This is a genomic window from Nostoc sp. DedQUE09 (assembly GCF_034530915.1).
GTDB lineage: Bacteria > Cyanobacteriota > Cyanobacteriia > Cyanobacteriales > Nostocaceae > Nostoc.
In genome coordinates this window covers 14409-40632 of record NZ_JAVRCE010000025.1, presented here as the reverse complement: position 1 = coordinate 40632, position 26224 = coordinate 14409, and the positions used below count along the sequence as shown (strand labels likewise).

General features: G+C 40.0%; 23 protein-coding genes. 12 read left to right on the top strand and 11 right to left on the bottom strand.

The window, feature by feature from the left end:
- Positions 1–10: 10 nt before the first annotated feature.
- The 5 genes from RMY27_RS17335 to RMY27_RS17315 all read right to left on the bottom strand — a co-directional run bounded on the left by RMY27_RS17335 (position 11) and on the right by RMY27_RS17315 (position 5053).
- Entirely contained in the window at positions 11–958 is a 948-nt protein-coding gene (locus RMY27_RS17335) for an aldo/keto reductase (RefSeq protein WP_322665256.1), read from the bottom strand.
- Positions 959–1194: 236 nt separating this feature from the next.
- Positions 1195–1419: a hypothetical protein gene (locus tag RMY27_RS17330; protein ID WP_322665254.1), complete on the bottom strand. Its 225-nt coding sequence runs from the start codon at positions 1417–1419 to the stop codon at positions 1195–1197.
- 595 nt (positions 1420–2014) lie between these two features.
- On the bottom strand, positions 2015–2419 hold the full coding sequence (locus tag RMY27_RS17325; RefSeq protein ID WP_322665253.1) for a hypothetical protein: 405 nt from the start codon (positions 2417–2419) through the stop codon (positions 2015–2017).
- A 101-nt stretch (positions 2420–2520) separates the two neighbouring features.
- Entirely contained in the window at positions 2521–4023 is a 1503-nt protein-coding gene (locus RMY27_RS17320; RefSeq protein WP_416212352.1) for a hypothetical protein, read from the bottom strand.
- Positions 4024–4042: 19 nt separating this feature from the next.
- The gene (locus RMY27_RS17315) at positions 4043–5053 is read right to left on the bottom strand and encodes a hypothetical protein (RefSeq protein ID WP_322665251.1); all 1011 of its coding nucleotides are present in this window, start codon (positions 5051–5053) and stop codon (positions 4043–4045) included.
- On the opposite strand from RMY27_RS17315, the gene RMY27_RS17310 reads away from it, so the two are divergent.
- Positions 5052–5309 carry a hypothetical protein gene (locus tag RMY27_RS17310; RefSeq protein ID WP_322665249.1) on the top strand — a complete coding sequence of 86 codons (258 nt, stop codon included), beginning with the start codon at positions 5052–5054 and terminating at the stop codon, positions 5307–5309. The two genes, RMY27_RS17315 and RMY27_RS17310, sit on opposite strands and share 2 nt — an antisense overlap.
- A gap of 172 nt (positions 5310–5481) precedes the next feature.
- Here RMY27_RS17310 and RMY27_RS17305 read toward each other — a convergent pair whose 3' ends face one another.
- Positions 5482–5676, bottom strand: a complete 195-nt coding sequence (locus tag RMY27_RS17305) for a hypothetical protein (protein WP_322665247.1) — start codon at positions 5674–5676, stop codon at positions 5482–5484.
- A gap of 18 nt (positions 5677–5694) precedes the next feature.
- A complete protein-coding gene (locus RMY27_RS17300; RefSeq protein WP_322665245.1) occupies positions 5695–6528 on the bottom strand; it encodes an Rpn family recombination-promoting nuclease/putative transposase in 834 nt (277 codons plus the stop codon).
- Between the two features lie 292 nt (positions 6529–6820).
- On the opposite strand from RMY27_RS17300, the gene RMY27_RS17295 reads away from it, so the two are divergent.
- The 4 genes from RMY27_RS17295 to RMY27_RS17280 all read left to right on the top strand — a co-directional run bounded on the left by RMY27_RS17295 (position 6821) and on the right by RMY27_RS17280 (position 11097).
- On the top strand, positions 6821–8254 hold the full coding sequence (locus tag RMY27_RS17295; protein ID WP_322665243.1) for a BCD family MFS transporter: 1434 nt from the start codon (positions 6821–6823) through the stop codon (positions 8252–8254).
- 70 nt (positions 8255–8324) lie between these two features.
- Complete coding sequence (locus RMY27_RS17290) at positions 8325–9131, top strand: inositol monophosphatase family protein (RefSeq protein WP_322665241.1); 807 nt, start codon at positions 8325–8327, stop codon at positions 9129–9131.
- Between the two features lie 213 nt (positions 9132–9344).
- On the top strand, positions 9345–9917 hold the full coding sequence (locus RMY27_RS17285; RefSeq protein ID WP_322665239.1) for a hypothetical protein: 573 nt from the start codon (positions 9345–9347) through the stop codon (positions 9915–9917).
- A 223-nt stretch (positions 9918–10140) separates the two neighbouring features.
- Entirely contained in the window at positions 10141–11097 is a 957-nt protein-coding gene (locus RMY27_RS17280; RefSeq protein ID WP_322665237.1) for an MDR/zinc-dependent alcohol dehydrogenase-like family protein, read from the top strand.
- A 44-nt stretch (positions 11098–11141) separates the two neighbouring features.
- Here RMY27_RS17280 and RMY27_RS17275 read toward each other — a convergent pair whose 3' ends face one another.
- The 4 genes from RMY27_RS17275 to RMY27_RS17260 all read right to left on the bottom strand — a co-directional run bounded on the left by RMY27_RS17275 (position 11142) and on the right by RMY27_RS17260 (position 14049).
- A complete protein-coding gene (locus RMY27_RS17275) occupies positions 11142–11429 on the bottom strand; it encodes a hypothetical protein (protein ID WP_322665235.1) in 288 nt (95 codons plus the stop codon).
- A gap of 78 nt (positions 11430–11507) precedes the next feature.
- The gene (chlG, locus tag RMY27_RS17270) at positions 11508–12554 is read right to left on the bottom strand and encodes a chlorophyll synthase ChlG (protein WP_322665233.1); all 1047 of its coding nucleotides are present in this window, start codon (positions 12552–12554) and stop codon (positions 11508–11510) included.
- Between the two features lie 92 nt (positions 12555–12646).
- Entirely contained in the window at positions 12647–13747 is a 1101-nt protein-coding gene (locus tag RMY27_RS17265; RefSeq protein WP_322665232.1) for an ArsA family ATPase, read from the bottom strand.
- A gap of 110 nt (positions 13748–13857) precedes the next feature.
- On the bottom strand, positions 13858–14049 hold the full coding sequence (locus tag RMY27_RS17260) for a DUF2862 domain-containing protein (protein WP_322665230.1): 192 nt from the start codon (positions 14047–14049) through the stop codon (positions 13858–13860).
- Positions 14050–14295: 246 nt separating this feature from the next.
- Between RMY27_RS17260 and RMY27_RS17255 the strand changes: the two genes are divergently transcribed.
- The 7 genes from RMY27_RS17255 (at position 14296) to RMY27_RS17225 (ending at position 26086) form a co-directional block, all read left to right on the top strand.
- A complete protein-coding gene (locus RMY27_RS17255; RefSeq protein ID WP_322665228.1) occupies positions 14296–14394 on the top strand; it encodes a hypothetical protein in 99 nt (32 codons plus the stop codon).
- An 880-nt stretch (positions 14395–15274) separates the two neighbouring features.
- Positions 15275–16855: a group II intron reverse transcriptase/maturase gene (locus tag RMY27_RS17250; protein ID WP_322665227.1), complete on the top strand. Its 1581-nt coding sequence runs from the start codon at positions 15275–15277 to the stop codon at positions 16853–16855.
- A 343-nt stretch (positions 16856–17198) separates the two neighbouring features.
- Positions 17199–18056: an ABC transporter permease gene (locus tag RMY27_RS17245; protein ID WP_416212351.1), complete on the top strand. Its 858-nt coding sequence runs from the start codon at positions 17199–17201 to the stop codon at positions 18054–18056.
- Positions 18057–18233: 177 nt separating this feature from the next.
- Positions 18234–19589, top strand: a complete 1356-nt coding sequence (locus RMY27_RS17240) for an ABC transporter ATP-binding protein (protein WP_322665224.1) — start codon at positions 18234–18236, stop codon at positions 19587–19589.
- An 11-nt stretch (positions 19590–19600) separates the two neighbouring features.
- Entirely contained in the window at positions 19601–20095 is a 495-nt protein-coding gene (locus RMY27_RS17235; RefSeq protein WP_322665223.1) for an acyltransferase, read from the top strand.
- A gap of 125 nt (positions 20096–20220) precedes the next feature.
- Entirely contained in the window at positions 20221–24864 is a 4644-nt protein-coding gene (locus RMY27_RS17230; RefSeq protein WP_322665222.1) for a glycosyltransferase, read from the top strand.
- A 259-nt stretch (positions 24865–25123) separates the two neighbouring features.
- Positions 25124–26086, top strand: coding sequence for a GDP-mannose 4,6-dehydratase (locus RMY27_RS17225; RefSeq protein ID WP_322665221.1), 963 nt, complete (start codon positions 25124–25126; stop codon positions 26084–26086).
- Positions 26087–26224: the final 138 nt, after the last annotated feature.

Below are 26224 nucleotides of genomic sequence, written 5' to 3'. Positions count from 1 at the left end.
TTCAAAAATACTACAGCCAAGGACGACTAACTTGTTCTAACTCTCCAATTTCATCGGCGCTCAATTCCCAGCCTAGAGCGCCAGCATTTTGCCGCACCTGTTCGGCTGTCTTCACCCCAGCAATGGGAATGACGTTCCCCTGAGCAATTAACCAGTTGAGAGCAACTTGAGCAGGGGTGCGATCGTATTTTTCCCCAAAGTTGCGTAGCAAAGATATAACTGGGGCAATTTTTTGTAGACCTTCTTTCTTAAATCGCGGGTCTATCTTTCTCGCACCAGTTGGGGTTTCAGCACTATCAATACTGTACTTACCTGTGAGTAATCCCTGAGCTAAAGGACTATAAGCCAAGATAGTCACACCTAACTCACGGGCAGTTGCTAGAATACCCTTACTTTCAATTTGGCGAGTGAGTAAAGAATAGCGTACTTGGTTCACAGCCAAAGGCACTCCACGCGCCGCCAATATTTGATGCGCGTCTCGCATTTGCTCTGCTGAGTAATTACTTACACCAACTGCCGCAATTCGGCCCCGCTTCACTTCATCCGCTAGGGCATTCATCAAAGTTTCTTGACTTAAAAAGAAGGCAAAAGGCCAATGCACTTGGTACAGTGCAATTCGCTCTAATTGTAAGCGTTTGAGGCTTGCTGTTAAAGCATCAGAGACGGATTGGGCTGTAAATCGCCACGGTAAGGGGCCAAATTTTGTGGCAATTTGTACAGGTTGTTGTGTCTGTTGGAGAAATTGCCCCAAAAATTTCTCTGATAGTCCCATTCCGTAGACTTCGGCAGTATCAAAGAAAGTAACACCAGCTTCTAAGGCTGCTGTAAAGGCTTCTTGTAACTGTTCTGGGCCGTAGGCGTTGCCATAATTCCAAAATAGTTTATCACCCCAAGCCCAAGTGCCTATGCACAAAGGTGTAACAACTGGGCCATTTTGCCCCAATGTGATATTTTCCACGGTTGCAAAATTTAATTTATTTACATTTCTTTACTTTTATAGTCTATCGTTATAGACAAAGTACGGTGCGATCGTTACCCCTTGGCTGCAAATATTGTTGTGCGTAGGCGTAGCCCGTTGTAGACATCACGGCTTGCATAAAGATTTACAAATTACACCTGAGAATATATCTATTCTCAGAATAAAGGGAGGCTAATAACCTCCCTTTTATGATACTTAAGTGTATTTAATTTTATTTATGAACTAGATGATTTCTCCTGCTTGGCTTTTTTGATTAATTCCATGTAGACATTAATCTCGCTAATTTCTAAATCATGCTCAACTCTGGTTACTTTCCATCTCTCCTTTTTTAGGTAAACTTCCTCTCCTACTCTGGGAGTAAACTGGAGATCGTAGAACTTTTTGAGAAAATCTTTTTGATTTTCTTCCCATAATATTACTTTGACTACTTCTTTGCTCATTGCTTATGCCTGTTTTTTTACTAGATGAAGCTAAGTATTTTGAGGACATACATAAGGCAAGTTTATCTTAATAATTCAATGCAATAGCGTAGTTAAAACCACAATTTTATATTGATGTTTTTATGTGGCTTGATTGTGCGATAGAATCTCAAAAAAGCCAAGCTGGAAGATAAATTGATAGAGGTAATTTACAATGCCGAAGAAGAAATCAGCGATTCTTGAAGCTGTTCATAAAACGGCTACGGGCCTGCACAAGGCTGGACTGATGGATTCAGATTACATTACGTGAATTCGACCGTCTGTGCTTGTCTCCGATTGAACCGCTAGAACCTAAGCAAATTAAGGAAATACGTGAATAATCTCATGTTAAGACAGTATTTGCTGCTTTGAAGCGATCACTGTTTTACAAAACCAAGCATTGCTCTCTAACATTGCTGGAGTGCGATCGCTCTTTTTTAGCTAGTTCTTGCTCAATGTTGTGATAAGTCTTTGTTCAAGCTTTTTGACTTTTGTAGTGTATTGTCACAGGCAAGATTGCGAATAGGGCATTGGTGATTGTTAACAAGCTGTATCGATTGATAGTCACGCTCCTATTTCAAGATAGGCTTTGATAATATCGCTCAAAAGGTTGATAAGTATCTAGGAATTCAAATGTAGTAGCTGATGTAGTCATTGAACGAGATATCGCTACCCTCTGATAGTCTATCAATTCCTTTATTTCCGGTATTGTAATTAATTCTTTGAATTCAGATTCAATAACAATTAAAAAATTTATTTCTTTTCTCGAATCATTTTTTATTTCCTCGTGCGTTATACAAAAGGGGTAAGTCACTTCTTTTTCTAAATCAAAATAACAAAACTCCCATTTATTTGGTAACTTGTGAATATTTTCTACATTTACAAGCAATTCTTGTCCTGCTTTAAAGTTTTTCCCTTGGTTAAGAGGAATACACTCTTTATAATGTTTTCGTTTAACATCATCAGAAAGTTTAATTTTCATTTGTTTACTAGTATATTAAATAAATCTTTACAGCTACCGAAAATTATCTTTACTCTGGGATAAATTCAAAGTAACATCAGTTTTCTGACCTAGCACGGCGCTCAATAGCGCCTAATTGCGCCCTCAGCATAAATATACTGCCCCAAGGCATTAGCTTGCCTAGAGGGTGCTGCTAAATGGGCATAAATCTTTGCTTCTTTAAGCAGACGTTGAATATCATCCCAGAAGAATTCACCGCCACCACCAGTAATAATTACATCAGTTACACGCTCTGGCAACCAGGCTAGCACACGGCTACAGATTTCACGATAAAACATCTCTATAAGGTTGGGAAGAAAATCGTCTAAGTTAGTAGGTTTGGTTGCGCTTTTAGGACGGTAGTAGCGTTCACCTCTGGGTTTGTTAACAGCAGAAATCAGTGCCAACGATTGATTATCAGCACCGTCTATTTCCGCAGCCACCAATTCATAAAACTTATTCATACCAAAGTCTTCACTTTTAGAAAGATATTTAATAAATCGGAAATTATCTACCATCAAAAGATCGACGGTTTGATGTCCAATATCGACGATCGCCACCGATATTTTTGTAAAATCGGGACTGCCAGGACTTTTCTTAGGTTGAGCTTCAGACCACAACAGGCTGCCATAGCCCTCTGGCATTACCCATACCTTACTGACGTTCAGCGACACAGATTCGCCTCGGAAGTTCAACACATGAGGGCCGCCTACTTGACTAATCAAGTATGCTTTTTCGTTTTCAAATTGCTCTAAGGAAAGAAAAGGCAGACCCAGTACAACTGAGATATCGTCTCTGAGTTTGAAGTAGCCAGCACTTGCTAACACTTTTACCAGTGCAGCCTCTACCTTAGATTGTCCGATTCCTAGATTCGCTCCAAAATCTGCTGCCAGTTGACCAAGAGCATATCCATTTCCTTGATACTCCAGCCACAAATTTATTAAAGGATCAATAGCACGAACTTCAAGAACGCCTCCACGTAACTGTTCTATTGATATCTGCTTCACATTAGCAGGTACGAACACCACATTGCCCGGTTCGCGGCTTACACAAGTTTTTGTGGAAGTTCTGCCTAAATCAACACTGAGAATGGTTTTACCGCCAGCATCGTTGGATTTTATAGTGTTGATTTTTCTAGTTGCTGCTGTTGCTGTTAAAAGACTTGCATAGTAATCATTAGGAACAATAATTAGCTCCTCTTTTAATTGGTAGAGAACTTGGTTAGTTTGTTCCACTGCTGCTTGAAATCTGTTTAAAGCATCTGTTGTAGGTTCTCTATCAATCTCCCACATTAAGGAAATGAGATTTTGTTGCAGTCGTACTGCTAAACGCAAACAGTCTTTTTCTACTTCATCTAATACGTGTTGACGAGTTAAATCATTAATCTGCCTTTTGCTTTCATCAGCAAATTCATAATATTTCTTCTCTAAATTTGCGTATTTGTCCGTTAATTCATTTGCAACTTCTCTGTGATGCTTGGCTGCTTGTCTATCCTTTTCGCCAGCAGCATGAGCAGTAAAAGCACCTGCAACAGCACCAACTGCCGCTCCTAAAGCACCGAACACAAGAGGAATTATAAAAATCATATAATTTTTAACTAATTCTCTAGGAATTAGGAGGAAGGCAAAGAAGTTGAGAATCAGGCAGTAACTTACTATCTGCTGATGTTAGTCCTAAAGACTGGGCAATAGCGACCGATTCACGTAACCGTTGCATAGCCCCTTTTATTCCTGGTGCAATTGGGCGATTTGTAATTTCTTGATTAATTGCTTCTGCTTCAGCCAAAAACTCTAGATTTTTCTGGTGTTCATAAATCAGTTCGTTTTCAATTGCTTCTAATCTTTCTAATTCTTGTTGAGTTAAAGATTCATAATAGATTTTCACCGTTTGTTTATGATCGTCGAGAATTTTGAAAAACTCGTAAACCATACCCGCAGTTCCAACAACAGCTAAAACTGGTGCTGCTGCGGTTAAAGCGATCGCAATTGGTGGACAAGCTGCTGCTACTGTTGTGGTTACAAACGCTGTCACGCCCCCAACTGTGCCGCCTTTTACGGTATCTTTCAATGTTTCTATAGCGGCTTCTTGTGCAGAAATTTCACCCCGAACTACCCGCAACGCATTGGTTAGTAACGAAAATGGTGCTGTTGTCGCTACACCAATGGCTGCTCCAAGGGGCGCGGCTTTAACGCCTGCTTCAACTGCACCTGTTAGGTTGTCAAAATGTCCTTTGGCATTTAGTCTCATTTGCTCCTGTGGAGTCATAGGTTTATCGCCACGGGCTAAATTATCTTTGGCGTTTTCCCACTCGATATTTTTGGGATCGTTTGAGCCACCTTTGCTGTGGGGTTTGATGTGACTAGCGTGTTTATCTGATAAGTATTTTTGGATATTAACATCAGTAGATTTGCCATTAATCCCTGCTCTTTGAGATGGGGGGATTTTATCTAACATTTCTTGGGCTTGCACTCTGGTTCTTATCGGATCACCAGGCCGAATCCCACCTTTATATAATCTACGGGCTGCACTTAAGGATAAATCTTGTAATTGGGCGTGTTGAACGTTAATGTTGGCAGCAGCGTTAAAAGCGGAATTACGCTCTTGTTCGTTAGACATGGATAAACAAATATATTGTGATGTATTACGTTTTTTTGCTTTATACCAAAGCATGGTATTAGCTTATTTTCTTATAGTTCCCGTTTTGGCATCAGATGCGATCGCCTCCGATGAAGTCATGAGCATCTTACATCTGTTAAATTTTGGCGCGATCGCATCACCACCATCCAAAAAATTAGCTATGGCAAGCGATGAAGTATTTGATACCAAAACAAAGCTTTCTAACCTCTGTAGCTTCTGCTTTTCAATGAAGTGAAGAATGTAGCAGCTTAAACAGAGGATTTATTTACTCTTTGATGAAATTATAAGCATCTTAATTTGTCACATTTTGGCGCGATCGCTTTGAAAACTATAAAAAGGCAATTGAGGATTTTAATCAAGCTCTCCTCATTTTGCCAAAATATGAGAACAGGCATGAAATATCAATTCTATGTATTTTGCTGTGCAGCAATCTGGACAGCTTCTATATCAACATTGAGGTGTTGAGCAATCTGTTCCATACTCATCCCTGTTTTTAATAACAGAGGCACGGTAAGTTTCAACATTTCAGCTTTCCGTTCTTCTCGACCTTCGGCTTTCGCTTCTTGATAAACCCTTGTTTGTTCCAAAGTCAGTCCCAGCATAGCTTCAACTTCCTCATTCTATGTGCTTGACTGTGCAGCGTTCTGGACAGCTTCTATATCAACATTGAGGTGTTGAGCAATCTGCTCCACACTCATCCCTGTTTTTAGTAACAAAGGCACGGTAAGTTTCAACATTTCAGCTTTCTGTTCTTCTCGACCTTCTTCTCGACCTTCCTCCCGACCTTCTTCTCGACCTTCGGCTTTCGCTTCTTGATAAACCCTTGTTTGTTCCAAAGTCAGTCCTAGCATAGCTTCAACTTCCTCTCTACTCAACGAAGAAAACTTATAAACGGCAATTGTGGTTATGATGTCTAGTATTTCGTTTTTCGGCAGTGTGTCCGTTTCTTCTAATTTTACTCGCTCAATTAATTGCTTTGCTTGCTCCGCCATCACTTCATCCGATGCTAGAGTCAACTGCATTAAGTTGATACCTATTGGCTGCTGATTAGTCGCGCCTAACTCATCTAAATAGATTCGCTGTACTTGGTCGCTGTTGAGAAATATTCGATGAGTTTTTTGATCGCTTGGTTCCAGAGAGCGTGATGAAAAAATTACCACACAGAACCAGTCATCGTACTGAGAACGATTCCGGTTCAGGTACATCAGCGACTCGGTAAAGAACCGATGGTACAGGGCTTCATCTTTTTGGAATTGAACTTCAGCAAAAAAGATTATCCTGGATGTTGCATCCTCTGGAGGTAAAAACACACCATCCATGCGAAAAGCGGTTTCTTTGACTTCAACTGATTCAAATCGATAGTTTTGCCCTTGAAGAGGAGGATTATCAACCAGTTCAAAGAGTAACCCAGGAAAGCGCTTAAAAATTTGATAGTAAATAGAGTCTCGTTTCACTACTTCATCCTAAAATTCTCTTGTTATGCGTAGGCGTAGCCCGCACTTCGGCTGCGCCCTTCGGCTACGCTCAGGACAGGCTCAGTGACCGTCGTAGACATCGCAAATTACGCTCAAGCCACAAAGATTAATCCTAACTTGGCTGAAGCTTATGCTAATTGGGGAGTATAACTGCTTGCTAAATAACTGCAATCGTAACTTCCACTTTTCGTTCGCTGATTTTGAGCAGCTAGGGTTTATCTTTATTTAAATAAGAGAGATTAAATCCTATAAACCATACAAAAAAGTAGCTATGGCAAGCGGTGAAGTATTTGATACCGAAAAAAAATCCCTATCTGTGCCAAGGGTAAACCTGCTAACCATGTTCCGGTTGGGTTTATTTCAGATGGGGTTGAGTATGATGTCCATTTTGACTCTGGGGGTACTCAACAGAGTCATGATTCAAGAAATAGCAATTCCGGCAACACTGGTTTCAGTAGTTCTAGCACTGCCTTTATTTGTTGCTCCTTCCCGTGTCTGGTTCGGCCAGATTTCCGATGCCAAGCCGTTATGGGGTTCCCACCGCACAGCTTATGTTTGGGTGGGCGCGGCAATATTTGCGATCGCAGCATTTTTAGCTGTACAAGTAATGTGGCAGATGAATCTTGCTGGAAATAGTGCAGGTACTTGGGTGTGGACAACCCAAACAATCGGCTGGACAGGACTTTTGGCTTTAGTTTTTGCTGTCTACGGTCTAGGAATTTGTGCTAGTGGTACTGCCTTTGCTGCTTTGTTGGTGGATATATCTGAAGAAGATAACCGTTCCAAAGTAGTTGGTGTGGTTTGGTCGATGCTAATGGTGGGGATTATTGTTGGGGCGATTATCAGTGCCAGTTTGCTGAAGCAGTTAACGCCAGAAGCAACTGTAGAAACCTTACAACCAGCAATCAACCGATTGTTTACTATCGTCCCAGCAATTGTATTTGGTTTAGCGATCGCAGCCACATTCGGTGTAGAAAAAAAATACTCCCAATACTCAACCCGTTCCACACTGGTGAACCGAGAAGACAGCATTACTCTAGGCAATGCTTGGAAAATATTGACAGCTAGCCCACAAACAGGTATTTTCTTCACCTTTTTATTGGTGATGACTATCAGTTTGTTTATGCAAGACCCAATTTTAGAACCTTATGCGGGTCAAGTCTTTAAAATGCCCCTAGCGGAAAGTACCAAATTAAATATTTTTTATGGAACGGGTCTACTGATTGCCTACGGCGTTACGGGCTTTTACATTGTTCCGCGTTTAGGTAAGCGCAGAACTGCACGTTTCGGCTGTATGTTGGTAGCATTCTGTGCAATATTGCTAGGTATATCAGGATTCACAGCTAATGCAGCAGTTCTCAAACTAGGTTTGGTATTGTTCGGTTTAGCTACAGGTTTCTTAACTACAGCCGCAATTAGCTTGATGTTGGATCTTACCGCAGCAGAAGCCGCAGGTACATTTATTGGGGCATGGGGATTAGCACAGTCCCTTTCTAGAGGTGTGGCGGTGGTAATCGGAGGTACAGTTTTGGATATTGGACGCAAGCTTTTACCAAGCCTAGAGTTAGCTTATGGACTGGTATTTGTTCTGGAAGCCGTAGGAATGGTGCTGTCGATTTGGTTTCTGAATCGGGTGAATATTACAGAATTTCAAACAAGTACCAAGCAAGCGATCGCTTCAGTTTTAGAAAGCGATTTAGACTAAACTGTATTGGGCATGGGACAAATGACAAATGACCAATGACCAATGACCAATGACAAATGACTATTAACCAATGAATGATTTTTGGACAACAATTCTTGATTTTGCCCAAACTACCACTACGAGAGTGGGCAAGCAGCTAATGCAAGATTTTGGGCAAGTCCAGGCTTCCCAAAAAGCTGATGGTACTTTGGTGACGCAAGCAGATAAATGGGCAGATCAGGAAATTCGGGATGCGATCGCTTCTACTTTCTCTGGTTACGGCATTTTGAGCGAAGAGAGCGATCAGTCATTTCCCGGTACTGAGTGGTGCTGGGTAATTGATCCTCTTGATGGTACAACCAACTTCACACGCGGCATTCCCATCTGGACAATTTCTCTGGGTTTACTATATCGAGGCACGCCCATTTTTGGGTATGTTTACGCACCAACTTTAAATCAAGCTTTTCATGGTTTTTGGCCGGGTTCATCTGGGTTAGCAACGCCAATGGGAGCATTTCTCAACCTCCACCCCATCCATACTAGTATTGATAGTCCCAGCAACAATCACTTTTTCAACCTCTGTTCTCGTAGTACCGCAGCTATGAAAAACGGCTTTCCCTGTAAAATTCGGATGTTGGGTGTGGCTAGCTATAATTTCTTGACAGTTGCTACTGGGGCTACTCTAGGTGGTATTGAGGCGACACCAAAAGTTTGGGACTTAGCGGGAGCTTGGGTAATTGTCCAAGCTGCTGGTGGGGTCTGGTCATCGCTTAAATCAGAACCGTTTCCTTTGTCACTGGGAGAAGATTATAGCGATCGCTCTTTTCCCACCCTTGTAGTTAGTCGTCCCGAATTAGTTCAGGTATTTCAACCTTTTCTCGAAGGTGTAAAAATTTAATTTGCTGCATTACTATACTTGGAAACAGTGATTTTATCAACCAGTATAGTCAATGGCGGCACATCGATATTAAACTTAACAAGACCCTAGTCAAACAAAGAATTTAGTATAAATGAAGCTGGTAATAATCCTGATTTAAGCGCAAGACCAGTGTAGTTATTAATTTAAGTACTGCTGTGATTTTAATTACACTGGTTAACTTAATATAATTTTATGTTATCTAATCTAGATTTAATTCGAGAGTTTGTGCAAAACTCTATCCAGAAAAAAGAAGTTTTGTTGTCAAATCCTGCTTTGACAGCGCAAACAGTGTATAAAACAAACCAACTAACAGCGAAATCTGAAGGCGTGATTGCCACCGCTCAAATATCTAACACCTTATCTGACTTCTTGATTTCTCCAAAATCATCCCAGTGGGAATTGATAAATCAGGTATTAGCAGAATATGCTTATCTCCTCAAAGGAGAAGTAGATAGTCGGGGTTACTATCAGTATCAATACTGCGAAGTTCCCAAAGGTTATCAGATGCACTGTACTAAATCTGTACTTATATGGCGAGCTTGGTGGAAATATCGCAAGTATACTTCAAGACCAGGCATTCCTTTGGAACTTCTGATTAGAACACGAGATTCATGGTATCCAATTAGAGATTTAGTTATTAGCGACGGACTTCTCTATATCAAAACCTTGGGAAGTGAAATTGCACTTAGCTCAGATGACTTGGTTACTTGGTTAAGCAAAGTTGATGTAACCAAAATAAAAGAAATACCTTCTACAGAGACATAGGTATGGTTATAGGGGTGCAGATGTACGTCGGTATATATTAGACCTGTTGCAAAAGAAACTTTTGCAACAGGTGGGTAAAGGAGAAAGGTTAAAGGGAAAAGGTTTTTCTTATTCCTTTCCTCCTTACCCCTTACCCTTTTCCCGACAAATGCCAAGAAGTCTATTTTATAAAAATTTTTCAAAGTAGTATGACAATCTAATTAGGCAAAGGACGTGAAGAGCAATGAAAGGACTTTGGCTCGAAAATAATCAGCTGCAACTACGCACGGATATTCCCATTCCTGAACCACCACCGGGAGAAGCCTTAGTGCGCGTCTTACGTGCAGGTATTTGTAACACTGACCTAGAACTACTCAGAGGCTACTATCCCTACACTGGTATTTTGGGGCATGAATTTGTTGGCGTGGTTGAAAAAGGGCCAGAACACTTAGTTAACCAACGCGTAGTTGGAGAAATCAACGCTGTGTGTGGGCATTGTCGGTTTTGTCACAGTGGACAACCAACTCACTGCGAAAATCGCACAGTTCTAGGTATTGTCAACCGGAATGGAGCCTTTGGTGAATATCTCAGTTTGCCGATGGAGAACCTGCATCCCGTACCTGATAATGTGCCGACAGAAGTAGCAACATTTACCGAACCTATAGCAGCAGCTTTGGAAATTCAACAGCAAGTGCCATTGCGTCCAAGCGATCGCGTGCTAGTGGTTGGAGATGGCAAATTAGGACAATTGGTAGCCCAGACGCTAGCCCTAACTGGCTGTGAACTCTTAGCTGTGGGGCGTCATCGAGACAAACTGGCTAACTTAGAGACACGGGGGATAAAAACGAGTCTAGCCGACGCTGTTACAGATGGATATTTTGATATCTCAGTAGAATGTACTGGCAACCCTGAAGGGTTTGCGATCGCCCGCCGCGCCCTCCGTCCCCGTGGTACGCTTGTACTTAAAAGTACGTATGCTGGCAACCTCAGCCTAAATGTTTCTTCCTTAGTAGTGGATGAAATCACCCTTATCGGCTCCCGTTGTGGGCCCTTTACACCAGCCCTCCAGCTACTAGCCACAGGACAAGTTGACGTGCAACCCCTGATTCATGCCACCTACCCCCTCATTGAAGGGCTTGCGGCTTTTGAACATGCCCAGAGTCGCGGTGTTTTAAAAATATTGCTGAATATTAGTGAATAGTTATTGAATATTGGGCATCTTTCCCAATCCCCGGCCCCCAATCCTTAATACAGATAGGGATTCGTCTTCGGTTGATAGTCCAAACAATTGATTGCTTCTTCTGTATTGGCAGTAGATGGGCGTACAGTACATTTAAGGCGGTAATTGTCAGTAAAGAATTGGCAACCAGTACAGGGTATTTGATGCATTTGCTTGGCTGTAGCCACGCTATCTCGCGCCGCCGTCCAGAGACTCAACATAACGAGAATAGTTACAGTCCAAGCAGTGATAAAGCATATTGGGATTAGCAAAGGTTGAATCGCGTGAATCAGGAAAGATATAAGTTCTAACACGGCATTTTCTGATACAAATTAGGAGTTAAAAGTATATTAACTCCTAACTCCTAATTGATAACTCTACTGAGAAGTATATTAAATGCCAGCATGACCCAGCGCTAAACCTGTTACCAGCATTCCCAAAACAAGAAAAGGTTGAGCGCTGGCTTGGTACTTAACATCATTCTTCACAGGGTCGCGCAGAAAATACATATCCTGCAAGGTGATTTGCGGAATGATTAAGAGTATTAGTATTGTTGCATACAAATTTTCATGGATGCTGACCAGATAAGCTGCTATCAACCCTTGAAATACATCAATCGTTACTACACAAATCCATGCCGCAGTGGTGATGCCAAACATTACGGGTAATGACTGTAATCCTAACTGGCGATCGCCTTCTACACTCTTAAAATCATTGACAATGGCAATACCCAATCCAGCCAAGCTGTAGAACATTGTCAAAATTATAATTGTGGAATTGAGTTCGCCAAACAAAGCGTGTCCTGTAGACCAAGGTAAGGTGATATAACTTGCACCCAAGGCGTAGCTGCCTAGCCAGCCGTTTTGCTTGAGTTTCAAGGGAGGTGCAGAATAAATGTAGGCGATGAAAGAACCGATGATGGCGATCGCTGTAATTGTCGGGAATTCATGACCAGACCACACATCTAGCGCAAATGCCAAACCATAGCCAGCAATCAGTAATACCCAAATCTGAATAATTACCTGGGGTAGGGGAATTGCCCCAGAGGGAATTGGGCGATAAGGTTCATTGATGGCATCGATTTCGCGATCGTAGTAATCATTGAGAATTTGGGTGTAACCTGTCATCAACGGCCCAGCCAGTAACATACAGGCTGCTACCTTCAACACATTTTCCAGCGTCCAAGTATAGTTACCAGAAGAAGCCGCACCACAGACTACCCCCCAAATTAGGGGAATCCAGGTGATGGGCTTCATGAGCTGCAAACGAATTTTCCAAATTGAAGTTTCCCCAGACGCTGCACCTTTCATCCCCAACATCTGCCTAGTTTTCGCACTGCGATCGGCAGATGCGAGCGCTTGCTCATTGGGATTATTTACCACTGAGTCTAACGCCTCAGATGGGTTAGGGTCTGGGGTAATGGGAGTTGATTCTGACATAAAGCGTATTTTTTTTAGAGTGAGGAGTTAGGAGTTAAAAGTTATGAATTATTGTTTTATTCCTAACTCGTCACTCCTAACTCCTAACTAAATTAAAACGAAATTATCAAATAATTATTCTGAAACTTTGCTCCAGCAACAGGTCTGCCACTCAGAGCCGGGGGTAAGGGAATATTACGCCGCTGATCTCCGGCTTCTACCGTGACTTCTGGCCCATATTGGGTAAGCTTCACCTGCTTTTTGTCAAATCCTGGCAAGAATAAGCGTACTTGACGATTGTGGATGTCTATTTCAATAGGTTTAGGAGCCTGTAAAGCTTGTGCTTCAAAGTTGGGTAGAGCATTTATCAGTGGTTGCCAGTCACCTGTGGACAAGTCGGGAACGACACTCACAGGTAGGGGTATAAATTCCTCTGACAGGTTAACATTTGTCTCGGTAGACACAAGCAGAACACCACCGACAGTTAAACCGATTTGTTGAGCGCTACCCCATAAATAACGAGCGTTTGCTACTTCAATTGGATCTCCTGTAGTCACCAAGAAAGCAGCAAGACGCTTGGGATCGGCCAGAGCGGCTCTCCCCTTTTCTAAGAAATTATTGACTTGGTTAGTGGGCCCTGCAAAGTTATCTGCTGTCCAGTTGATATTGAAAAAACTGCTAATCAGCGGTTGAATCAAGGGCGATTCAGTAATCGTCTTCCCTAAGTCTGAGTTGACAAATAATTGCCGAAATCGCCGAACATACCAACTCAGAGATTCTGGCAAACCCAACATTCGCAGCGTTAAAGAGTCGCCCGTGCCATCGTAGACAATCGCATCATATTTGCCACTGGCATCATATTCGCGGATAGCATTCAGTGCCAGGGCATTGTCCATCCCTGGTAATACTACCAGTTCTTGACCAAAAACGTCTTTGAAGATGGGTGTACGAAGATATTGCGCCTCAAGTTTCTTCACTTCGTCCCAATTGCGTTCTAGCAGTACAGATGCTTGAAACTGGACTGCTTGCAAATTGGGAGCGATTTCCTGAGGATCGGCAGCAATGGGAGTACCTAGCAGGATTTGCAATGTTGGTTCTGCTTGTCCTGCTAGGAGTACGCGCTTGCCTTGACTTGCCAATAATTTGGCGGCGGCGATCGCAATTTTGGTACGAGCGGTGCCGCCTTTGCCCAAAAATGTCAATATTAGAGCCATTAGTTGATTCCTATTTTCACCGCCGATCTTTTCAACTCCAACTTAGCACTCAATAAAGACTCTCAACCTGTGTTTGAAATTTCAGATACCAAGAAAAACTCAAAGCACTACTACACAGGTTTGATTTCATCTTCAAAAAACCAAGTGGAAGTATTGTCGTCAAACAGCACCACTACACCGATACCACGACCATCGGTGACTTTGTAGCCTTGAATGATACCCACTTGTCCGAGTTTTTTTACAATTGGGGGAGAAACGCGATCGCGTAAACGAAAGACTTTAACTTTTTGTCCGATTTCCATGCCTGATTACAATTCAGATAAACCAAGTCTCAGTGTAGCGGAATCCGTGACTCTGCTTTCATAAATTCAGTGTAGATGGGGGAGAGATCAGAAAGAATAACTCCTAACTCCTGACTTAACAGCTTAAATTAAATCAACAACCGAACAAGTACATACCCATGTTTGTCTTTTTTTAATCAAAGCACACCGAAATAGCGATCGCGTAGTTCTTGTGTAGTCTGGGAAGAAGATGGCCGTTATCCAGATTTGATTATTGAATTACTTTCTGAAAGTACGGCTGATATTGATCGGAATTTGAAGAAAAATTTTTATGAAAATCGATTTCACACACCAGAATATTTTTGATTTTCGTCGGATAATTTGGAATTTGCTGGTTTTGAATTGGTAGGCAACAAGAACAAGTATCAGAAAGTTACACCAAATGCGCGAGGATGGCGTTGGAGCGATGTGCTTAAGCTGTACTTACGCGTATAAAAAGATGAGATATGCTAATTTACACTCAGTAGTGATTTAAGTTCCAACACCAGAAAAAACTGCTATTGCGGCGCAACAGGTGGCTGTTGAGGCGCAGCAACAGACATCAGAAACCCAATTGCAGTTGGAACAAGAACAGCTGCGATCGCATCTATTAGCGGAACTCCCTGCGATCGCAAGGAGTTGATCCGTGCGATTCGTTGTTTAGTGAATCACGGTAATCAGTCCGTACATAACTAAACCAGCCCGACAGCAGATTACTGTCATCAAAGGGCTGAACTCTCGGACAGATGTAGGTGAAAGCCCTACCATTCAGACTCAGAATTGACTCCTTACCTGCCCACACCGAACAAGCTCGGTTCTTGTAGAGTGAAGCTGGGAACAGGGCGCAACCAGACGACCGTTGCGGGTTGACACTGGCGCTAACAGGGAGTTCCTACGGCGAAAACGGGTCTAGAAAAGCAACTTAATCCTAAGCAGGGCGCAACACAAATACCCCTGACTCCACTGGAGAATTAATTCCCGCCGTAATTGATCAGTAAACGGCAAGAGTCAAGGGAATCCAGTAGTTGAATTGACCACGCCTAACGGAACTATCAATCTCTCCGAGGGAACGAATAAAAACGATTTGGGAGTCTTGGGGCAGTCGAACCCCAGGTAGGCTAGACGAGAAGCGGAACTCTCACAAATCGGGTAGGACAGACCGTAATTGGTCTGAGGTGTTCAGAATACACAAACTCTAGAAGAGAAAATGATTAGACACAGTAGACATACTAGTGAATCTTGGAGAGCTTTACCGTGGAAGAAATTCCGCCGAAATCTTTTCCGCCTTCAAAAGCGCGTGTATAAAGCTGTTCAAGTTGGAGACAAGCGGAAAGCGAGGTCACTCCAAAAGCTCATTCTAAAATCCACCTCGGCTCGATTTCTTGCAATAAGACAAGTATCTCAGCTAAATGCTGGCAAAAAGACGGCGGGTATTGATGGTAAGAAATCCCTCACTGTTAGCGAACGCTTCTACTTAGAAGAATGGCTAAGAGTCAATAGCGGAGATTGGAAACATCAAGGCTTACGAGAAATCCCCATTCCTAAGAAGGACGGGACTACCAGAATGCTTAAAATACCAACTATCGCGGATAGAGCTTGGCAATGCCTAGCAAAATATGCACTAGAACCAGCACACGAAGCAACTTTCCACGCACGGAGCTATGGGTTTAGAACTGGGCGCTCTGCCCACGATGCACAGAAGTACATCTTTGACAATCTCAACTCCATCTCCAATGGAATAGAAAAACGAGTTATAGAACTCGATATCGAAAAATGCTTCGACAGGATTAACCACTCAGCAATAATGGACGAACTCATCGCCCCCAAAGGCTTAAAACTCGGAATATTCCGATGCCTCAAGGCAGGAGTTAACCCAGAATTTCCTGAACAAGGAACCCCACAAGGGGGAGTGGTCAGTCCTTTACTAGCAAATATTGCGCTCAACGGGATTGAGAGTATACACAGATACCACTACGACTACAAACGAGGTAGAAAGGTAAACGATAAGACTTTAAATAAGTTAATCACAGAACCATCAATCCGATACGCGGATGACATGGTTATTATACTCCGACCCGAAGATGATGCGACAGAGATACTTGAAAGAATCAGCGAATTTCTCCGCAAACGCGGAATGAATGTAAGCCAAAAGAAAACCAAAGTCACCGCCGCGACAGATGGGTTTGATTTCCTCGGCTGGCACTTCAAAGTGCAAAGCAATGGAAAGTTCAGAAGCACTCCCTCAGTGGACAACTTCAAAGCATTCCGTAAGAAAGTAAAACACATCGTCAACAACTCGAATTATGGTGCTACCACAAAGGCTGAGAAATTAGCCCCGGTAGTAAGGGGTTGGAGAAATTACCATAAGTTCTGCAAGATGGATGGGTCAAGGTTCTCCTTATGGCACATCAATCATAGAGCTTTCAAGGTATTTAACAAGGAAACCAAACAGAATCGCTACTCTAGTGCAGAACTAGTTAAAAAGGCATTTCCAAAAGTTCCTTACTCCGAAAACAAGTACACATCAGTCAAAGGTACAAAATCCCCCTATGACGGTGACACCGCCTACTGGAGCGAACGCAATAGTAAGCTCTACGACGGCGAAACCTCTAAAGCTCTTAAGAAGCAAAACCATAGATGTGCTTCCTGCGGCCTAAAGTTCATTGATGAAGAAAAGGTACACCTGCATCACATCGATGAAAATCACGCCAACTGGAAGAGAAATAATCTTGAAGCAATTCATGAGAGTTGCCACGATTACAAACACATGAGCAAAAGCGCAAGCTAAGAACATCGGAAGCTGGGTGCGATGAAAGTCGCACGCCCAGATTTAACTGAGAGGTGCGGGAGGTAATACTCCCCATCGACTCAACCAGATAGCTTGAGTTAAGCAAAAACTCGTGTCCTTAATAAGAAAAGCAGCGTTGCCAGGAAGAATTTATATTTGTAAGAAAAATTGTAGGAAAAATATACTTGACAATCGCCGATTCATTGTATGATCACCAAGACAATTTAAGTACTATTTTCTAGTAATGGTGTATTCTCCAGAGAACACAAAGGTACTTTCATAGGTATTAAGCTTTATTTTTAAAGCCAAATTGGGTGTGTAGCTAGTGAAAAGGAAATAATAATTGTTACAAAAAGTAAGAGCATCTGTACGTAAAGGGGGTAGGTTGAGGCGCATACTGCCAGTGAATGAGCAGTTGTGGGCAAAATTTGATCTGCTGAGAACTTTGGTGCGCCGGGATTTAGAAGCACGTTATAAGGGTTCTGTTTTGGGCAATTTGTGGCCTTTGCTGAATCAGCTATCACAATTACTGATTTACACTTATGTATTTTCAGTTGTGCTGAAGGTAAAGCTAAGTCTCAAAAGTTTGCCGGAAAACAACTTCACCTTTGGTTTATGGCTCTTTGCAGGGTTGCTACCCTGGATTGCTTTTACGGGTGGTTTGATCCAGTCTGCTAGTTCAGTTGTTGGACAACAAAATTTAGTTAAGAAAGTAGTGTTTCCCTTAGCTTTATTACCGCTAGTGCCAATTTTATCAACTTTCATTGAGAGTTCCTTTGGTTTAATAGCACTGATTTTTTTTGTAGCAGCAAGTTCTCATACTTTACATACTACTTTGGCGCTATTACCTTTAGTTTGGATACCACAGTTATTGTTAACGGCAGGGCTGGGCTATTTGGCGGCGGGACTAACAGTTTTTTTGCGAGATATTCCTCAGACACTGGGAGTGATTTTAAATATTTGGTTGTACATGACACCTATTGTTTATCCAGCATCTACAATTCCTGTGGCATGGCGAGGATGGGTATTTTGGTTAAATCCCATGACAGCCGTAGTTGAGGTTTATCGTGATCTAATTTTAGTAGGGGAGGTGAAGCATTGGGGCGAATGGGGTGTGTCTTCTGTAGTAGCAACGCTTATCTTTTTTTGCGGTTTTGCAGTATATAAACGTTTACGTCCCGCCTTTGCTGATGTCTTGTAGTACAGTTTCAGTAGAAAACAGCTTCATCAATAAGCATTAGTGGTAATGTAAACTATGCAGTTTGAGATATCATCAATATACTTCAACAGAGCATACAATGCTTGATCGCTGAGTTAATAATTTCCGATTGATAAGTTTGTGCAGTCTGGAATGTCTTGATAGTGAGTGTGCGGCAGTATGGGTGAGGAAATTGCGATTTCGCTGAAGAATGTCTCAAAGTGCTACAAACGTTATGCCCGTCCGGTAGATAGACTTAAAGAAATTTTGTTGCCTGCTAAAAGTCATGCACAAGAATTTTGGGCATTGCAAAATATTAGTCTGGAGGTTCCTAAAGGTGAAACTTTAGGGATTATTGGTCAAAACGGATCTGGCAAAAGTACTTTACTACAAATTATTGCGGGTACTTTAACCCCTACTACTGGTGAAGTCTATGTGGATGGGCGAGTTTCAGCTTTACTCGAGTTAGGTAGTGGGTTTAACCCTGAGTTTACTGGTAGACAAAATGTATTTTTTAATGGGCAAATTTTAGGATTAAGTAGAGCAGAAATAGAAGCAAAGTTTGACAAAATTGCTTCCTTTGCTGAAATTGGCGATTTTATGGAGCAGCCAGTAAAAACATACTCTAGCGGTATGTTTGTTCGTTTAGCATTTTCAGTAGCAATTAATGTAAACCCAGAAGTTTTAATTGTAGATGAATCTTTAGCAGTAGGGGATGGTATCTTTGTCCATCGTTGCATGGCCAAAATTAGAGATTTTCAAGATACTGGAGGAACAATATTATTTGTATCTCATGATGTGGGATCTGTTTCACGCCTGTGTTCGGAAGCTCTTTGGATTAATCAAGGTTTGATTGTAGATTCTGGGAAACCACCTGAAGTCTGCAAACACTATCAAGCTTGGGTACATGAAGAAGTAAATAAAAGAAATCAAGTAATTAACTTTGAATCGCCAAATCAAATAAAAGAGACTGCCAAAGAAATTACAATAGATGTTAGTCAAATTACAAACAAACAATTAAATCCTTTTACCAATAAACCATACATAGCTTTTTCTGGTTTTGAAAGATTTGGAACTGGTAGGGCAGAAATAAGTGGTATATCAGTGTTAAGTGCAGATAATAAAACTTTGAAACTAGCATATCCAGGGGATGTAATTAAAATCAGAGTCAGCACTTTTATACATGGCAAAATTAGAAAGCCAAACGTTGGGATAGCTTTAGTAGATAGGTTACGTACTGTCTTATCAGGATGGAGTACTGAACTGATCGATTTAGATTTTGGTAGTTACTGGTTATCCAAATCAGAACAAGGTATAACAATCATTGAATTCGAAATAGTTTGGCCCCACCTAATTGGTGGAAGCTATGCATTAGATATCGCATTTGCTGATGGTTCTAATGAAAGTAACGAAATGTTGGATTGGATTCAAAATGCAACTGTTATCCAATCAGCTACTAACGAAGCTGTACATGGATTATTCCAATTATCTAGCACAAAAGTAAGATTATGTGAAGAATTATTATGTACAAGTTAATTGAGAAATTTTTGAAGTCTAAATTTGAAATATGGATAAAATCTTATCTTGAAACTTATTTAGATGAAGCTTTATCCCAAGGTTATTTTGATCAACGTATTAAAGAAGTGAATTTAACTCAATATATAGTTTTTGGGGATTCTCAAAAATTAACATTGTCACCAAATTGTGTTGTCAATAATGCATTATTTAACTTATCTTCAGGAAACATTTCAGTTGAAGAGTATGTTTTTTTAGGACATAATGTTAGTTTGCTAACCGGCACTCACAACTATACAAAATTTGGATTAGAGAGAATGATGGATTTTCCCAAGGAGGGAAACGACATTGTGATTGAGGAAGGTGTATGGATTGCAAGCAACGTAACAGTTATTGGTCCTTGTAAAATTGGCAAGCATTCTGTAATAGCAGCAGGTTCGGTAGTTAAAGGCGATATTCCTAGTTATCATGTTGTTGCTGGTATCCCTGCTAAAACTATAAAACAAATAGGTTATCCTATTCAATAAACAAAAATATTAATTTAGTACTTAATTCAATTGAAAATGAGCAAATTTTAAATAATTTTTGAAACCTTTATTTGCTTAATTTGCAAATTATATATACAAAAAAATGATTTTTTTGGGGTAAAAGCATGAGTTTAAGATATGTACAGTTTGTAGATGCATTAGATTTTGGTGATGCAGTATCAAATCAAGTAATCAGAATTCACCAGATGCTTCTAGAGAAAGGTGAACAGTCACAAATTTTTTGTAAGTTTGCAGATCCTAGAGTAGATAGGTATCGTCTACATTATCCAGACTTTTGCATGAATGAAGATACTGTTATATTACATCACTTTTGTGGCTACTCAGAAATGGCAAATGAAATCAGTTCTTGGCGTGGTTACAAAATTATGATTTATCATAATATTACGCCACATATATTTTTTCATAAAAAAGCAGCATTATACGAATTTTGTAAAAAAGGAAGAAATCAGCTAAGAGATATTATTAATAAATATAATTTAATTTTGGGAGATTCACCTTTTAATTGTCGAGAAGCTAAAGAATTAGGAGCAATTATGGTTCAAGAACTCCCGATAATTGTCCCTAGTTTTTCTACAGCTATATCTGAAAAACTAATTAAGAATTTGCGGTTTGGCATTGATAATATTTGGTTGTTTGTTGGACGTATTGCTCCTAATAAAAGACAAGACCTCTTAATAGATATCTTTGCTCATTATGTTAAATTATTCCCTCATAAAAAAAATCATCTATATCTAGTCGGCAAGTATTATGAAGATGATTCTTACTACAACAAGGTTCGCTTCAAGATAAATAATCTTGGGCTAAACACACAAGTTACTCTTGTAGGTAAAGTTGAAGATGAAGACCTTCCTGCTTATTATAAAGCAGCAGATTTATTTATCTGCATGAGTGAACATGAAGGCTTTTGTGTACCTATAATAGAGGCTTTCAATAATAAGCTACCAGTAGTAGCGTATGCCGGAACAGCAGTTGCAGACACTATGGGTGGAGGGCCTGGCGCTCTTGAAAATATAGATATAGAAAGTGCTGTCAAGCGTATTCATTCAGTGTTTACTAATAATTCGCTAAAAAATGAGCTAGTTTCTCATGGTATTAAACAAGCTTACCGTTTTACGCCTGAAGCTGTACGTCAACGTTTGTATTCAATCATAGATGGAATCACACATGGGAATGGGCGAAAATATCCATTGCGGGTATCTGTAGTTATTTGCACTTGTAATCGCTATGACTACCTGAAAAGATGTTTAAATTATCTTAAAGATCAAAATTATCCATTTTTTGAAGTAGTAGTAGTTAACGGTCCATCAACAGATAACACGCAAGAGCTACTTAAGTTTAGAAAGGATATAAAAGTAGTTCAAAATTCTCTGCGTAATCTTTCTATATCACGAAATTTGGGAATAAGATATGCCTCTGGAGATATTGTAGCTTTCATTGATGATGATGCTTTGCCTTATGATAATTGGATTTCTGAAATAGTTAAACGTTACAATGAATTACCATTGAATGTTGTAGGTGTAGGTGGAAGAACATTTTTCGCTAATCAGTTTAGATTTCAATTTGAGTTTGGAATTGTTGACTCTTTCGGTACTCATGTAGAAGTTTCTTCTAATGATCCTAAAATAAATAATTCAAAATATTATCGTCATTTATTAGGAACTAACTGTTCTTTTCGTAAAGATACTTTAATTGCTATTAATGGTTTCGATGAGCAATATGATTATTACCTTGATGAAAGCGATCTTGCAGTCAGATTACAGCAAGCAGGCGGTGTAATCGCGAATGCCAATCAAGCTTATATTAGGCATGAATTTGCACAAAGTCACAATAGGCAAGGAAAATATAATTTTAATTGGCAAGTAATAGCTAAAAATACTGCTTATTTCGGCATTAAAAATGCGAAACAAACAGTTTCGTTACCAAAAAGAATATGGTTAATCAGTAAAAATCTATTGCGAGAGCGTTGCTTATTTTTTATTAATGCTTGGCGTCAGCAGGATTTGAAACTACAGGAAGCAATTTACTATTCTTCACGTACAGTTATAGGTGCTTTACGTGGTTTCTATGACTCTTGTTTTCCACGGCAGCTTGCAAAAAAATTGGATGATATAAATTCTCTTTTCCTTCCTTATATAGAAAATCAGAATGATCAGGAAAATATAGAAGCTAATCTATTTGAAAATAATAAGTTACATATTTTGATTGTTTCTCAAGAATTTCCTCCTAATTCTTTTGGGGGAATTGGAGCATATAATCAAACTTTAGCTAGAGAATTAATACAAATGGGGCACGAGGTTACTGTTATTAGTCGTGCTTCCAGAGATTGCATTGATGTAATTGGACCATTCACACATATCCAAGTAGCTACTGTAGAAAATTCTGATTGTATTCCGGAATCACCTATTCTTTCAAAAAATATTGCTTGGGCAAAAAAAGTGGCACGGATAGCTCAAGAAATTCATCATCAGCGTCCCATAAGTGCTATTGAGTCTGCTCTGTGGGATTTTGAAGGAATCGGTATATTAATGCTCCGTCCTAAATTTAATGTACCACTGATTGTACGCTTAGTAACTCCACTCGTTGTCTCTATAAAAATGAATGGATGGCAAATGACTGAGGATTTGAAGCAGTGTGTGCAGATGGAACAGGAATTAATTCGCTGTGCTGATACTGTTATTGCTATTAGCAATAATATTAAAAACAGCGTTGTATCGAATTATGATTTAGCTCCTGATTATCGTTGGCTTGTCCAGCCTTTGGGGGTACAACCTTGGCCTGCTTATACAAGCGTCACTAATTATGGTGAACTCCCTAAAGATTTAAAGCGAGGAACTATACAAATTCTTTTTGTTGGTCGCTTAGAACCAAGAAAAGGTATTGATGTATTCCTTAAGTCCTTAAAACTTGTGATGCCTAAAGAGCCGAAAATATTTGTTTGGATTGCTGGTGCAGATATCGGAGGCTGGGAAGAAAAAGCACGTCAGATACTAGGTGAACACGTATACAATCGTGTCCAGTTCTTGGGTATGGTCTCTGAGGAAAAACGTGAGTTACTTTATGCTAACTGTGATTTTCTTGTGTTTCCCTCCCGTTATGAATCTTTTGGACTAGTACCATTGGAAGTAATGGTTCATGGTAAACCTGTTATTGGCGCAAGGGCAGGAGCAATACCAGAAGTAGTACTGGAAGGAGAGTGCGGACTTCTCTTTGAACCTGATAATTATCAAGAGTTGGCACAAAAAATTCTGACTCTCGTCAATGATTCTAATCTAAGATGCCAGTTGGCTAAAGGGGCAAAGCAAAGAGTAGAAATTCTTTCAGCTAGAAACATGGCAAAAGCTAGTGTTAAGGTTTACCGCTCTCTTGTTAATGCAGATGTTCAAATGCAGAAGCTCGATAGCCAAATTATCCAAAGATTTCAAAATAATATCTTGTCCGTAGAGGTAGAAGAAGATATGCAAAATAATCATACAACTGATGCTGAATTGATAAACTATCAACCAGAGCAATCAGTTTTAAAACAATCTGATGACTTGAGTATACGTTCAGATTGGAGTGTAACAAAGCCTCAAATCATTAGTTGGGGATGGCTTAACTCTATTTTTAATGGTTTTGTAGTTCCTAAAGCTGTAAACTTTATTAATTCTGTTCTATTTGAGTCTATGCAAAGGCAGACTTACATGAATAATGCTTTAATTTCTAATAATAAAGCTTTAGAAAATGAGCTAAATATCCTAAAGAAAAGCATTGCTGATGACAAAAAAAATATCGAACATTTATTGACTGCAAATCAAGAAAGTATACAGAAAATTATTATCGATGGCAACAAGGGTGCTGAACATTTGCTAGGCGAACTTCATGAAAGTATTGAAGATGTAAACAAAGGCGTGGAACATCAATTAGTTACACTTCATGAAAGTATTGAAGATGTAAACAAAGGCGTGGAACATCAATTAGTTACACTTCATGAAAGTATTGAAGATGTAAACAAAGGTGTAGAACATCAATTAGTTGCACTTCATGAAAGTATTGCGGGTATAAATAGGAGTTTAGAAAGTAAGTTAGCTGTACTTGTAGCAAGCATGGAAGATGAAAAACAGAGCATGGTGAATGCGCTGGTTGAATTAAAAAAGCTTGTATATGAAACGCAGAATCTCACAGCTATTGAAAATGAAATGAGTAGAAGTGAGTTTATTTATCAGCTGAAGACCCAAAAAACTCCGGAAGCTACAATCATTGCTCAAGAAAAAATCGCTGCTAACTTACATAATTTACGCTTAAACCTAGGTTGTGGGCAGGTAGTTATACCAGATTATATCAATGTAGATCAAAGGGAATTACCTGGAGTTGATGTTATCTCTAATATTGGAAATTTGCCATTTGATAAAGGAACCGTTGCAGAAATATTTAATTCCCATGTTATTGAGCATTTTACTCAGTATGAAATTACTAATCATATCTTACCTTACTGGTACGAACTGCTAAAAGATGACGGTAAAATAGTGATTATTTGTCCTGATGCTAAATCGATGATACTTGATTATGCAAATGGTCAATTTACTTGGGATAATTTGAGGAAAGTAACCTATGGTTCTCAAGATTATGAAGGTAATTATCATTTCAATATGTATACTTCCGAATCTCTCTATGAAATTCTGTCAAATTGTGGATTTAGAGATGTAAAAGTTGTTGATACCAAGCGGATTAATGGCTTGTGTTATGAGATGGAAATTCATGCATTTAAGTAAGTTATGATATGTGAATAATTGGGATTACAAATTTCGTTTATTACAACATAATTACGTACATGAATTACAATCAGTTGTCTGAATTAAGACATTTAGCCTTGCCCCTGATACTTTTAAGGAATCTAACATTTAGCGATATATCGCCTCAATTACTCCATCAAACTTAGATATGATGCCTTTAATATAGATTCCGTTTAAGAGGCATCTTAAAATGTCAGTATGGTAAAGGTTTATTTTTCCCAAAAGTAAAGTTGTTAAAGTGACTAAAAAGGCTCTCATCACCGGATTAACCGGGCAAGACGGCTCTTATCTTGCTGAACTTCTCCTAGCTAAAGGCTACCAAGTATTTGGCTTAGTCCGTCGCTCAAGTTCCAGTAATCTTGAGCGTATCAATCACCTTTCTGGCAATATCCAAATCCTTTCTGGTGATCTTTTAGATCAATCCTCTTTAATGGATGTGATTGCCGAAGCTCAACCTGACGAAATTTATAACCTAGCCTCCCAAAGTTACGTTCCTCTCTCTTGGACACAACCTGCTCTGACTGCTGAATATACAGCCCTCGGTGTCTCTCGCCTTTTAGAATCTATTCGTCGCTGCAAACCTGATGCCAGATTCTATCAAGCATCCAGTAGCGAAGTTTTTGGTCAACCCGACGAATCACCTCAAACCGAACGCACTGCCTTTCGTCCCCGGAATCCTTATGGTGTTGCCAAAGCTTATGCTCATTGGATGACTGTCAACTATCGGCAGAAATACAACCTTTACACCTGTTGTGGTATTACTTATACTCACGAATCGCCTCGACGTGGGACAGAATTTGTATTTCGCAAAATCACGCACGCAGTTGCCCAAATTAAACTAGGTTTGGCAAATGAATTAAAATTAGGCAATCTAGATGCTCGCCGTGATTGGTGCTACGCCAAAGATGCTGTCTACGCTATGTGGTTGATGTTGCAGCAGGAACAACCCGATGACTACCTCATTGCCAGTGGTGAAACGTACTCTGTTAAAGAACTTGTTGAGTGTGCTTTTGACTGCGTTGGGCTTAATTGGCAAGATTATGTCTCGGTTGATCCCGCTTTTTATCGCGCTGATGAATCAGTGCAGTTAGTTGGTTGCATCGATAAAATTAAAAATGGAATAGGTTGGCAGCCTCAATACTCTTTTAGTCAATTGGTCGAGTTAATGGTTGATTATGACCTGAAGAAATTAAGCAGTTAGCTTTTTAGTTTCTTCATCATAAATGACCATTAACTTGAAACTAGGAAAAAAGCAAAATAGCTTACCTAAGAATGTAACTACTAAGTTTTTTAGTTATGGCTTTTCTTGGGTAAGTTTTTTAAGTAAAAAAATATTAAA

Excerpts from the sequence above, each read along its gene's own strand:
- RMY27_RS17260 (WP_322665230.1), bottom strand. The coding sequence starts at position 14,049 with ATGGAAATCGGACAAAAAGTTAAAGTCTTTCGTTTACGCGATCGCGTT.
- RMY27_RS17330 (WP_322665254.1), bottom strand. The coding sequence starts at position 1,419 with ATGAGCAAAGAAGTAGTCAAAGTAATATTATGGGAAGAAAATCAAAAA.
- RMY27_RS17315 (WP_322665251.1), bottom strand. The coding sequence starts at position 5,053 with ATGTCTAACGAACAAGAGCGTAATTCCGCTTTTAACGCTGCTGCCAAC.
- RMY27_RS17265 (WP_322665232.1), bottom strand. The coding sequence starts at position 13,747 with ATGGCTCTAATATTGACATTTTTGGGCAAAGGCGGCACCGCTCGTACC.
- RMY27_RS17290 (WP_322665241.1), top strand. The coding sequence starts at position 8,325 with ATGAATGATTTTTGGACAACAATTCTTGATTTTGCCCAAACTACCACT.
- RMY27_RS17305 (WP_322665247.1), bottom strand. The coding sequence starts at position 5,676 with ATGCTGGGACTGACTTTGGAACAAACAAGGGTTTATCAAGAAGCGAAA.
- RMY27_RS17320 (WP_416212352.1), bottom strand. The coding sequence starts at position 4,023 with ATGATTTTTATAATTCCTCTTGTGTTCGGTGCTTTAGGAGCGGCAGTT.
- RMY27_RS17230 (WP_322665222.1), top strand. The coding sequence starts at position 20,221 with ATGAGTTTAAGATATGTACAGTTTGTAGATGCATTAGATTTTGGTGAT.
- RMY27_RS17285 (WP_322665239.1), top strand. The coding sequence starts at position 9,345 with ATGTTATCTAATCTAGATTTAATTCGAGAGTTTGTGCAAAACTCTATC.
- RMY27_RS17240 (WP_322665224.1), top strand. The coding sequence starts at position 18,234 with ATGGGTGAGGAAATTGCGATTTCGCTGAAGAATGTCTCAAAGTGCTAC.
- RMY27_RS17310 (WP_322665249.1), top strand. The coding sequence starts at position 5,052 with ATGGATAAACAAATATATTGTGATGTATTACGTTTTTTTGCTTTATAC.
- RMY27_RS17325 (WP_322665253.1), bottom strand. The coding sequence starts at position 2,419 with ATGAAAATTAAACTTTCTGATGATGTTAAACGAAAACATTATAAAGAG.
- RMY27_RS17280 (WP_322665237.1), top strand. The coding sequence starts at position 10,141 with ATGAAAGGACTTTGGCTCGAAAATAATCAGCTGCAACTACGCACGGAT.
- RMY27_RS17250 (WP_322665227.1), top strand. The coding sequence starts at position 15,275 with ATGATTAGACACAGTAGACATACTAGTGAATCTTGGAGAGCTTTACCG.
- RMY27_RS17295 (WP_322665243.1), top strand. The coding sequence starts at position 6,821 with ATGGCAAGCGGTGAAGTATTTGATACCGAAAAAAAATCCCTATCTGTG.
- chlG (WP_322665233.1), bottom strand. The coding sequence starts at position 12,554 with ATGTCAGAATCAACTCCCATTACCCCAGACCCTAACCCATCTGAGGCG.